Origin of the sequence: Bacillus alkalisoli (assembly GCF_002797415.1) — a bacterium.
In the GTDB taxonomy this organism is placed as follows: domain Bacteria; phylum Bacillota; class Bacilli; order Bacillales; family Bacillaceae_I; genus Bacillus_CD; species Bacillus_CD alkalisoli.
Genome location: NZ_KZ454944.1, coordinates 3,669,111 through 3,681,257, shown reverse-complemented (window position 1 = coordinate 3,681,257; position 12,147 = coordinate 3,669,111). Strand labels below are relative to the sequence as shown.

At 38.6% G+C, this 12,147-nt stretch carries 9 protein-coding genes; 8 read left to right on the top strand and 1 reads right to left on the bottom strand.

Translation table 11 applies throughout. The features are described 5' to 3' along the window. Window positions 1–56 precede the first annotated feature (56 nt). From CDZ89_RS18265 to CDZ89_RS19835, 6 genes are all read left to right on the top strand, one after another. On the top strand, window positions 57–752 hold the full coding sequence (locus CDZ89_RS18265; protein WP_096155803.1) for a heptaprenylglyceryl phosphate synthase: 696 nt from the start codon (window positions 57–59) through the stop codon (window positions 750–752). 42 nt (window positions 753–794) lie between these two features. Further along, the gene (gene pcrA, locus CDZ89_RS18260; protein WP_096155802.1) at window positions 795–3,056 is read left to right on the top strand and encodes a DNA helicase PcrA; all 2,262 of its coding nucleotides are present in this window, start codon (window positions 795–797) and stop codon (window positions 3,054–3,056) included. A gap of 73 nt (window positions 3,057–3,129) precedes the next feature. Beyond that, on the top strand, window positions 3,130–5,133 hold the full coding sequence (gene ligA, locus CDZ89_RS18255; protein ID WP_100334194.1) for an NAD-dependent DNA ligase LigA: 2,004 nt from the start codon (window positions 3,130–3,132) through the stop codon (window positions 5,131–5,133). A gap of 12 nt (window positions 5,134–5,145) precedes the next feature. Continuing rightward, a complete protein-coding gene (locus tag CDZ89_RS18250; protein WP_096155800.1) occupies window positions 5,146–6,288 on the top strand; it encodes a CamS family sex pheromone protein in 1,143 nt (380 codons plus the stop codon). A 388-nt stretch (window positions 6,289–6,676) separates the two neighbouring features. Next, on the top strand, window positions 6,677–8,224 hold the full coding sequence (pruA, locus tag CDZ89_RS18240) for an L-glutamate gamma-semialdehyde dehydrogenase (protein WP_100334193.1): 1,548 nt from the start codon (window positions 6,677–6,679) through the stop codon (window positions 8,222–8,224). A gap of 4 nt (window positions 8,225–8,228) precedes the next feature. Further along, the gene (locus CDZ89_RS19835) at window positions 8,229–8,375 is read left to right on the top strand and encodes a hypothetical protein (protein WP_157842797.1); all 147 of its coding nucleotides are present in this window, start codon (window positions 8,229–8,231) and stop codon (window positions 8,373–8,375) included. 135 nt (window positions 8,376–8,510) lie between these two features. On the opposite strand, the gene putP is transcribed toward CDZ89_RS19835, so the two are convergent. Beyond that, window positions 8,511–10,016 (bottom strand): sodium/proline symporter PutP, encoded by a 1,506-nt coding sequence (gene putP, locus CDZ89_RS18235; protein WP_096155798.1) that lies wholly within the window; start codon window positions 10,014–10,016, stop codon window positions 8,511–8,513. Window positions 10,017–10,378: 362 nt separating this feature from the next. Here putP and gatC point away from each other — a divergent pair, with 362 nt between their 5' ends. Then, complete coding sequence (gene gatC, locus CDZ89_RS18230; protein ID WP_100334192.1) at window positions 10,379–10,672, top strand: Asp-tRNA(Asn)/Glu-tRNA(Gln) amidotransferase subunit GatC; 294 nt, start codon at window positions 10,379–10,381, stop codon at window positions 10,670–10,672. Window positions 10,673–10,684: 12 nt separating this feature from the next. After that, window positions 10,685–12,142: an Asp-tRNA(Asn)/Glu-tRNA(Gln) amidotransferase subunit GatA gene (gene gatA / locus CDZ89_RS18225; RefSeq protein ID WP_096155796.1), complete on the top strand. Its 1,458-nt coding sequence runs from the start codon at window positions 10,685–10,687 to the stop codon at window positions 12,140–12,142. Window positions 12,143–12,147: the final 5 nt, after the last annotated feature.

Genomic DNA, 12,147 nt, shown 5'->3' with positions numbered 1-12,147 from the left:
CCCTTAATTTTGATATAATGAAAAAATGGAATAAGAATTGGAGGAAGACTTTCTTTATGTATAATGTACGGGAATGGAGACACATTTTTAAATTAGATCCAAACAAACCAATGGACGACAAAACATTAGAACAAATATGTGAATCAGGTACAGATGCTATCATAGTTGGCGGAACTGACGGAGTTACGATTGATAATGTTCTCCATTTAATGAGCAGCATTCGCAGATATACGGTGCCATGTGTTCTAGAAGTATCAAACATAGAATCCGTTACACCGGGATTTGACTTTTATTTTATCCCTACCGTCCTCAATAGCCCTAATCCTGAATGGATTGTAGGACTACATCAACAAGCACTAAAGGAATACGGTGATGTGATGGATTGGGACGAAGTGATGACGGAAGGTTACTGCATTTTAAACCCCGACTGCAAAGCAGCAAAATTAACCAATGCACAAACAGACCTTTCCGAAGAGGACGTAATAGCGTATGCTAGACTTTCTGAAAAGGTGTTCAAGCTCCCGATTTTCTATCTAGAATATAGTGGAACATATGGGGACGTACAGCTTGTAAAAAAAATTAGCGCCACACTAGATGAAGCACAGCTTTTTTACGGTGGAGGCATTACAGATTCTGAAAAAGCAAAAGAAATGGCCGAGCACGCAGACACAATAGTCGTCGGTAACCTTATTTACGATAATTTAGAAGAAGCATTAAAAACTGTACAAGTAGCAAAAGAGCAGGTTTTATAATATAATAAGAACAAATGTTTGTATAAGGCGGTGGGAGTAAACATGCAATATATTAGTCAACGTTTATTAGATGGATTAAACCCGATGCAACAAGAGGCTGTAAGAACAACTGATGGGCCTCTTTTAATTATGGCCGGTGCAGGTAGTGGAAAAACACGCGTATTAACACATAGAATCGCCTACTTAATGGCAGAAAAAGAAGTGCCACCTTGGAATATTTTAGCGATTACTTTCACGAACAAAGCAGCAAGAGAAATGAAGGAACGTATTAAAACGATAGTGGGCGGATCCGTAGCAGAAGAAATATGGATCTCTACCTTCCATTCCATGTGTGTAAGAATTTTACGTCGAGACATAGATCGAATTGGAATGAATCGTAACTTTACTATTTTAGATACAACTGACCAATTGTCTGTTATTAAAAATATCTTAAAAGATCGCAACTTAGACCCGAAAAAACACGAACCTCGCTCTATTTTAGGTTCCATCAGCTCAGCGAAAAACGAACTGATAACTCCGGAGCAATTTGCTAAACAAGCACTCGATTTTTATACGGAAACGGTTAGCAACGTTTATACAGAATACCAAAAGCGCTTAAAGAAAAACCAAGCGTTAGACTTTGATGACCTTATTATGACAACGATTCATTTATTCGAGCGAGTTCCAGAAGTACTAGAGTATTACCAACGTAAATTCCAATACATCCATGTAGATGAGTATCAAGATACGAACCATGCTCAATATAAACTGGTTAAATTACTAGGCGATCGCTTGAAAAATGTATGTGTAGTAGGAGACTCGGATCAGTCTATTTATAGATGGCGTGGAGCAGATATTGCAAATATCCTTTCTTTTGAAAAAGATTATCCAAACGCCCAAACAGTTTTACTAGAACAAAACTACCGTTCAACGAAACGCATTCTCGAAGCTGCAAACAAAGTAATTGAAAACAACATGAACCGTAAAGCGAAAAAACTATGGACAGATAACGCAGAAGGAAACAAAATTGTTTACTATCACGCGGACTCAGAAAATGCAGAGTCACAATTCGTTGTAGGGAAAATTAAAGAATATTTACAAAAAGATCCAACCAAAAAACTAACTGACTTTGCGATTTTATACAGAACAAACGCCCAATCACGTGTAATGGAGGAAACATTAGTTAAATCTAACATTAACTACACGATTGTCGGCGGAACAAAGTTCTACGATCGTAAAGAAATTAAAGACATTCTAGCTTATTTACGATTAATTGCGAATCCTGACGATGACATTAGTTTAATGCGTGTTGTTAACGTTCCTAAAAGAGGAATTGGAACGACATCTGTTGATAAAGTAGCTAACTATGCACAAAACCATGATATCTCAATGTTTCAGGCATTGGCGGAAGTAGATCTAATCGGTGTAAGTGGTAAGGCAACCTCATCATTAAAAGAGTTTTACTCGCTCATTAACAATTACACACAAATGCAAGAATACTTATCTGTAACAGAGCTAGTGGATGAAGTGTTGGATAAAGCTGGTTACCGCGAAATGTTAATTCAAGAAAAAACGATAGAAGCACAAAGCAGGCTAGAAAATATTGAAGAGTTTTTATCTGTTACGAAAAACTTTGAAGAAAAAAATGATGACAAAACTTTAGTAGGATTTTTAACAGATTTAGCTCTAATAGCAGATATTGACCAATTAGGGGAAGATAAAACAGAAGAGAAAGAGTTTATTACATTAATGACTCTTCATGCAGCGAAAGGGCTAGAGTTCCCAATTGTATTTTTAATCGGCTTAGAAGAAGGGGTATTCCCACATAGTCGCTCGCTATTTGAAGAAGCAGAGATGGAAGAAGAACGCCGCTTAGCATACGTAGGAATAACAAGAGCGGAAGAACAACTATTCATTTCCAATGCACAAATGCGTACGCTGTTCGGTCGTACAAGCATGAATCCTCCTTCTCGTTTTATAAAAGAAATACCACAAGAATTGTTAGAAGATGTATTGGCATTAGAAAAGGAAAAGATAAGTAAACCATCACCCTTTGGATCAATGGCACGCTCACCGTTTGGACAGTCTCCGGCAAGAACTACAAGTCCTATAGCAGCAAGAAAGCCAACGCCGTCTCCCAAAACGACAGGTGGAGATACACTTGATTGGAACGTAGGCGACAAAGCATCCCATGGGAAGTGGGGCACTGGCACAGTTGTTAGTGTAAAAGGAGAAGGAGAAAGCAAAGAATTAGACATTGCCTTCCCAAGTCCAATTGGTATCAAACGACTATTAGCCAAGTTTGCACCAATTACGAAAGAATAAGCTAATATAGGTTGTCCTCTTTTCTTTTTCCAAGGAGGACAACCATACTCCTTATGACGAAAGGAATGGCAAGATGGATAACAAAACAGAAAGTCGCATGAGAGAACTCCATGATAGACTTAATCAGTACAATTACGAATACCATGTGATAGACAAACCATCTGTCTCAGATGCGGAATATGATTCATTACTAAATGAACTAATCCAATTAGAACAACAGTATCCAGAATTAAAACTACCAGACTCACCAACTCAACGTGTTGGTGGAAACGTGTTAGATATGTTCGAGAAAGTGCAACACCGCACACCGATGTTAAGTCTAGGAAATGCATTTAATGAAGATGACTTACGAGACTTCGATAGAAAAGTAAAACAAGCTGTTGGTGAGGATGTTTCTTATGTATGCGAGCTTAAGATTGATGGGCTAGCTGTATCATTGCGATATGAAGATGGTCTTTTTGTATTAGGGGCTACAAGAGGCGACGGCACCACAGGGGAAGATATCACGATGAACTTAAAGACGATACGCTCGATTCCTTTAAGGCTAAAGGAAACTGTATCTTTAGAAGTCCGTGGGGAAGCGTTCATGCCAAAAAACTCATTCATAGCGCTTAATGAAGCAAAAATGCAAAGAGAAGAAGAGCCATTCGCTAACCCTCGCAATGCTGCGGCAGGTTCTTTAAGGCAACTAGATCCAAAGATTGCTTCTAAGAGAAACTTAGATGTATTTATTTATAGTATGGCAAATGCGGAAGACCTCGATATGAATTCCCATAGCCAAGCTTTAGATTACATTGAAATATTAGGATTCAAAACGAATAAAGAGCTCGTTACTTGTTCAAGTATTGAGGAAGTTATTGAATATGTAACGGGTTGGCATGAGAAGCGTCCAGATTTACCATACGATATAGATGGTATCGTAATCAAAGTGGACTCGATAGAGCAGCAAGAACAATTAGGTTTCACAGCTAAAAGTCCGAGATGGGCGGTTGCTTATAAATTCCCTGCAGAAGAAGTGTCGACAAGACTTTTAGATATAGAGTTAAACATTGGAAGAACAGGTGTTGTTACGCCAACAGCTATATTAGAACCAGTTCGAGTAGCTGGAACGACTGTACAGCGTGCTTCTTTACATAACGAAGATCTTATTCGAGAAAAAGATATTAAAATAGGGGATTACGTTGTTGTAAAAAAAGCTGGTGATATTATTCCTGAAGTGGTAAATGTATTAGTAGAAAAAAGAACAGGTGAAGAGAAAGACTTCGCGATGCCAACACATTGCCCAGAATGTGAAAGTGACTTAGTTCGTATTGAAGGAGAAGTAGCACTTCGCTGTATTAATCCTAAATGTCCAGCTCAAATTCGTGAAGGGCTCATCCATTTTGTTTCTAGAAATGCCATGAATATTGACGGTCTTGGAGAAAGAGTAATTGCGCAACTCTTCCAAGAGAAATTAATTGAAGATGTAGCAGACCTTTATCGATTAACGAAAGAACAATTAGTTGCATTAGAAAGAATGGGAGAAAAATCAGCAGATAACTTACTCTCGGCTATAGAGAAAACGAAGAATAACTCGTTAGAGAGACTGCTTTTTGGATTAGGGATAAGATTAGTTGGGGCAAAGGCAGCCAAAACATTAGCGCAACACTTCGGCAATATGGATGGCTTAATGCAAGCTTCGAAGGAAGAGCTAGTGGCGATTCACGAGATTGGTGACAAAATGGCAGATTCAGTGGTGACATTTTTTGAACAACCAGAAGTAGAACAATTAATAGCAGAATTAAAAGAATTAGGCTTAAATACGGAATACAAAGGACCTAAGCCTGTTAGTGCAGAAGATGTGGATTCAGTTTTTGCTGGCAAAACAGTCGTATTAACTGGTAAGCTAATAGAGATGAAACGTAATGACGCGAAAGAAGCTATTGAACGCTTAGGTGGAAAAGTGACGGGTAGTGTTAGTAAAAGTACAGACCTAGTCATCGCAGGGGAAGATGCAGGTTCAAAACTTTCCAAAGCTACCGAGCTAGGAATTGAAGTTTGGGATGAAGCAAGAATGTTACAAGAAATAAAATCATAAGAGGTGTTGAAGGTGAATAGGTATATAACCGTTCTCCTTGGTGCTTCTCTTTTGTTAACTGGATGTATACCTGGTTTTGAAAAACAAGAAGAGGTTATACAAGATCCATTACAGGAAGAGGCAGAAAGAGCAATTGTTCCGCGGTATAAAATATCAGATGAATATTACCAAACAATCTTACCGTTTAAACCAGGACAAACACGTGGTCAAGTAGTGCCAAGGCTAGGTAGTAGATATGATGTAGATGAGTTTGAAACAGGTTTAATGAGACATTCATTGACGCAATTTCCGTCATCTACTTATCTTTATCAAGATGGTCAAACAATAAGTAGAAATGCTGTCAGTGCTTGGTTAAGTCGCAATGAAGGTGAAGAAAGTTTAGGTTTAAATCCTCCTCTTAAAATAGGGGGAAATGACCAAGAAACAAATGAAAGTAGTCCAATTATCTTAGCTCATATATTAGAACAAAATTATTTAGTAAGAAAAAATGACGGGGCAGTAGAATTAGGTGGCGTTACCATTGGTTTAGCGCTTAACACCGTTCATAGTTATGAAATGGTGTTAGAAAGTGGAGTGCCAGTTGCAAGAGATTATGATATACCAGATAACCGTATAGAGTCAGAAGGCAGAAGGATGGCTGAGGAAATCGTTGCACGTGTAAGAAATGAAGTTGGTAGTGGCATCCCAATAATGGTGGCACTGTATAAACAAAGTCCAAATACTTCAATTGTTCCCGGTACGTTTATAGCAAAAGCTACAGTTGGAGAAAATAGTGCAAGTGTCGGAAGATGGGAAACGATAAATGAAAGTTATCAATATTTTCCTTCATCCGCTGCAATGAGAGATTTTCGTGATGATGCAGTAAGGTTTCAGAACTTTAAGGCCGACATTGAAGATTATTTTCCAAATCATACCGGTGTAGTTGGTACTGGACACTTTATTGAAGAGGATTTACAAAGTTTAACAATTAGAATAAATATGGATTACCACGGTAAAGCCGAGTTAATTGGTTTTACTCAATACGTAACAAGTCTAGTATTAGAACATTTCCCAGCTCACATCAATCTACAACTGTCTATCATGTCCATCAAAGGACCTGAAGCCTTAATCGTAAGAGATGCTGGAGCAGAAAAACCATTTGTGCATATTTATTAATCATTGAATTAAAATTGAATTAAAAGAGGGACTTTTGAAATATGAAAGTCTCTCTCATTTTTATAGAGAATAAAGTAGATGTTCGTGGCAGGCATGAAACTCCTGCGGGAAAAGCGTGACAAGGGAGACCCCACAGGCGCTTGCGCCGAGGAGGCTCCCGCGTCCGCCCGCGGAAAGCGAATGCCTGCCACGAACATCTACGATTAGCAGCGGAAAATTACTTTTCTAGTATAATAATTGTATAATTATAAACATTCTTAACTAATTACATAAAACCATAAAAAAACTATCAAACTATTTTGCTAAACAATATTTGAAAGGTTAGGATTTATAAGGTAGAATGAGAATTGTGTGCAAGCGCTTTATAATGTATAAGGAGGCGAATGTAATGGTATTACCTTACAAACATGAACCATTTACTGATTTCACTAATGAGGAAAACAAGAAAGCTTATTTAGAAGGCTTAAAACTTGTAGAATCTTATTTAGGACAAGATTATCCTTTAGTAATTGGAGGCGAGCGTGTTACGACTGATGAAAAAATCGTATCCGTGAACCCAGCGAATAAAGAAGAGGTTATTGGTCGTGTATCAAAAGCGAACCAAGAGCTAGCTGAAAAAGCAATGCAAATTGCGGATGAAACATTTAACACTTGGCGTAAAACAAAGCCGGAAATGAGAGCTGATATCTTATTCCGCGCAGCAGCGATCATTCGTCGTCGTAAGGATGAATTCTCTGCTCTTTTAACAAAAGAAGCAGGTAAACCTTGGAATGAGGCAGATGCAGATACTGCAGAAGCTATCGATTTCTTAGAGTTTTATGCTCGTCAAATGTTAAAAATTAAAGATGGTGTTCCAGTAGAAAGTCGTCCTGGTGAATACAACCGTTACGGATATGTTCCACTAGGTGTTGGTGTAATTATTTCTCCTTGGAACTTCCCATTTGCAATCATGGCTGGTACAGCAGTAGCAGCAATCGTAACAGGTAACACTGTATTATTAAAACCAGCTTCTACAACTCCAATTGTAGCAGCTAAATTCGTAGAAGTGATGGAAGAAGCAGGATTACCTGCCGGTGTACTAAACTTCATCCCAGGTAGTGGAGCAGAAGTTGGGGACTACTTAGTAGACCACCCACGTACTCGTTTTATCTCTTTCACAGGATCTCGTGATGTTGGATTACGTATTTATGAGCGTGCTTCTAAAGTAAACCCTGGCCAAATTTGGTTAAAGCGTGTAATCGCTGAAATGGGCGGAAAAGACACTATCGTAGTAGATAAAGAGGGCGATTTAGAATTAGCTGCTCAATCTATCGTAAAATCTGCGTTCGGTTTCTCTGGACAAAAATGTTCTGCATGTTCTCGTGCGGTAATCGTAGAAGATGTATATGATCAAGTATTAGCTCGTGCTGTTGAGTTAACAAAAGAATTAGTAGTTGGCGATCCAACAGACCCTTCGAACTACATGGGCCCTGTAATTGACCAAGCTGCATTCGATAAAATTATGAGCTATGTAGAAATCGGAAAAGAAGAAGGCCGCTTAATGGCTGGTGGAGAAGGAGATAGCTCTAAAGGTTTCTTTGTTCAACCAACTATCATTGCGGATGTAGAGCCGAAAGCTCGCTTAATGCAAGAAGAAATCTTCGGACCTGTTGTAGCATTCTCTAAAGCAAAAGACTTTGATCATGCTTTAGAAATCGCAAACAACACTGAGTATGGTTTAACTGGTGCTGTTATCACGAACAACCGTGACCATATTGAACAAGCTCGCGAAGACTTCCACGTAGGTAACCTTTACTTCAATCGTGGTTGTACAGGTGCAATCGTTGGATACCAACCATTTGGTGGATTCAACATGTCTGGTACTGACTCTAAAGCTGGTGGCCCGGACTACCTATTATTACACATGCAAGCTAAAACAACTTCAGAGACGTTATAATATAATGAAGCCCATTACCTTATTTGGAGGTAGTGGGCTTTTATTATGGTCAGAGAGTGAAATTGAAACACAAGTCAGCAGGATTGAAACACAACCAGTAGAAATTGAAACAGAAAGTGATCAAATTGAAACACAAACAAGTGTCAGATGAAGGATTGAAACAAAAGGAGCAAAGATTGAAACACAACCACTTAAAATTGAAACACAAAGCCAGTGGATTGAAACATAAAGTCCAAAATAACAAAAAAGGTTATGCCAAGGCACTGCTCAGCATAACCTTTTTTACTTATTTTGTTTCCTCTTCTAACGTATCTTCCATCTCTTTAAAGCCTTCACGTACTTTTTTACGTGGGAAGTTTGTTAAATAAGACACAACAATTACTGCAATGGTTGCAAGGACAAAACCGGGAACCATTTCGTACATCCAACCACTTAATGATTGTCCATCTATTTCAATTGGAGCGTAAATCCAGAATAGTACCGTTAACGCACCTGTTAACATACCAGCTAAAGCACCCCAGCGATTCATTCGCTTCCAGTACAAGCTTAAAATGATAACTGGTCCAAATGCAGCACCAAATCCAGCCCACGCATTACCAACAAGGTTTAAGATAGTGTCGTTTGGTGTATAAGATAACATAATCGCAACTAAAGCGACGATCAATACCGAAATACGACCTGCTAAAACTAACTCTTTATCCGTTGCTTCTTTTCTTAAAAATGTTTTATAAAAATCTTCTGTAAGGGCACTTGATGTAACTAGTAATTGAGAAGAAATTGTACTCATGATTGCTGCTAAAATGGCTGCAAGTAAAAACCCTCCAATTATGGGATCAAACAATATTTGCGATAACACAATAAAGATTGTTTCCGCATCATCATTGGAAAAGCTTACCCCAGTTTGGGATACATAAGCAATACCGACAAGACCAGTAGCCATCGCACCAATGATAGAAACCGTCATCCAGCTAATACCGATACGTCGTGCAGCTTTTAAGTCTTTCACATTTTTTATTGCCATAAATCGAACAATAATATGTGGCTGACCGAAGTAACCTAAGCCCCATGCTAATAAAGAAATAATTCCTAAAACAGTCATTCCCGAAAATAAATTCAGGTACGAAGGATCAATTGCACGGATTTCATCAAATGTTTGTGCAGGACCACCAAGGTGTGTAAAAGCTACGATTGGGACTAGTACGAGTGCTAAGAACATAATACACCCTTGAACAAAGTCTGTTAAACTAACAGCTAAAAATCCACCAAATAAAGTATAGGCAACAACTACACCTGCAGTTACAAATAAGCCTACTTTATAGTCCATATTAAATGCACTATTAAACAATGTCCCGCCTGCTACTAAACCCGAAGATGTGTATAAAGTAAAGAAAATAATAATAACGACCGCAGATACGAAACGTAGTAATCGAGTACCGTCAAAGAAACGGTTTTCAAAGAAATCTGGGATTGTAATAGAATCGTTCGCTACTTCTGTGTAAGTACGAAGACGTGGGGCAACGATAATATAGTTCAAATACGCACCGATTGTTAAACCGATTGCAATCCAAATGCTTGATATACCAGAAACATACATCGCACCTGGAAGACCCATTAACATCCAACCACTCATGTCAGATGCTCCAGCCGATAATGCTGTAACCCCTGGACCAAGACGGCGTCCACCAAGCATATAACCGGACAGGTCACTTGTAGATTTTTTATACGCGTATAATCCAATCCCTAACATGGCAATGAAGTATAACGCTAATGAAATAAAGGTACCAGTATCCATAAAACCAACTCCCTATTATCTATCTATTTTGCGACATTTCCTTGCGTTCGAAATATCGCTAACTGGCTACGGTTATATAACCTAACAAAGTTTTCCCTTTTATTCAAGTGATTAAACCGTTTCCTTCGTTCAAGATTTCCCAGTTCATCCGTTGCTACTATAGGCATAAAGCACTCTTGAAAAATAATAAAAGTAAAACTATTCTGAATATTATAACGAACTTTTTCGTTCAAATATTCTACTATTTATATAGAAGAAATACGAATCTTTTTTGAGTGGAATTCCGTCTGCGTTGCTAGTTGCATGAAAAGTTTAGTATTATTAGTATATTATTCATATCTGAACATACCGAGGTGAAAAGGATGTCCCGTATTTCTAAAGATCAAGTAAATCATGTTGCTAATTTAGCGCGACTTGCCATCTCAGAAGAAGAGGCAGAAATGTTTACAAAGCAATTAGATGCCATCATTACTTTCGCTGAAAAGTTGAATGAATTAGATACAGAAGATGTACAACCAACATCACACGTATTACATATGAAAAATGTAATGAGAGAAGATGTTGTAAGTAGCGGCTTACCAATTAAAGAAGTGTTAAAAAATGCCCCTGACCATAAAGATGGGCAAATTCGCGTTCCAACAATCATTGAGCAGTAAGGAGGGGTAGTAGTGTCATTATTTGATAAAAAAATATCTGAACTACATAGTTTAATTCATAAAAAAGAAATCTCTATTACAGACTTAGTAGACGAGTCTTATAAAAGAATTCAGGAAGTCGATGGTAAAGTACAAGCATTCCTATCATTAGATGAAGAGAATGCTAGAAGTTATGCGAAAGCTTTAGATGAAACGATTGGTCTAGATAAAGAACATGGCTTACTGTTCGGACTACCAATCGGTATTAAGGACAATATTGTTACAAAAGGAATTCGTACTACTTGTGCGAGTAAAATATTAGCAGACTTCGATCCAGTCTACGATGCGACAGTTGTAGAGAAATTAAAAGCAGCCCAAACCATTACAATCGGGAAAATCAATATGGATGAATTTGGTATGGGGTCTTCGAATGAAAATTCTGCATTTGCTACAACGCGCAACCCATGGGATTTAGACAGAGTTCCAGGGGGATCTAGTGGTGGTTCTGCTGCCGCAGTTGCAGCTGGGGAAGTGTTTTTCTCACTTGGAACTGATACGGGTGGCTCTATCCGTCAGCCAGCGGCATTTTGTGGGGTGGTTGGTTTAAAACCTACTTATGGACGTGTATCTCGCTATGGCTTAGTAGCTTTTGCGTCAAGTTTAGACCAAATTGGCCCAATAACAAGAACTGTGGAAGATAATGCATACTTGCTTCAAGCGATATCTGGAATAGACCCGATGGATTCGACGTCTGCTAATGCAGATGTGCCGGATTTTCTATCAGGCTTAACTGGTGATGTGAGTGGGTTGAAAATCGCCGTTCCGAAAGAGTATTTAGGAGAAGGTGTAACAGAAGAGGTTCGTCAGTCTGTATTAGATGCGTTAAAAGTGTTAGAAGGTCTTGGAGCAACGTGGGAAGAGGTTTCGTTGCCACATTCCAAATATGCTTTAGCGACGTATTATTTATTGTCATCTTCGGAGGCTTCTGCGAACTTAGCTCGCTTTGACGGTGTTCGATACGGATACCGAACCGACAATGCGAAAAACTTACTAGAAATGTATAAGAACACTCGTAGCGAAGGCTTTGGACCGGAAGTAAAGCGTCGTATTATGTTAGGTACATACGCTTTAAGTGCTGGGCACTATGATGCTTACTATATAAAAGCGCAAAAAGTGCGTACGTTAATAAAGCAAGACTTTGAAGAAGTTTTTGAGAAATACGATGTGATTGTTGGACCTACTACGCCTACACCTGCTTTTAAGGTTGGAGAGAAGATGGACGATCCAATGACAATGTATGCAAACGATATTTTAACCATTCCAGTGAACTTAGCAGGAGTGCCAGGAATTTCAGTACCGGCTGGATTCGTGGATGGGATGCCTGTTGGTCTACAAATTATCGGAAAGCATTTTGATGAGGCAATCATTTATCAGGTAGCACATGCTTTTGAGCAAGCAACAGATTATCATAAACAAAAGCCAAACTTGTAAGGGGT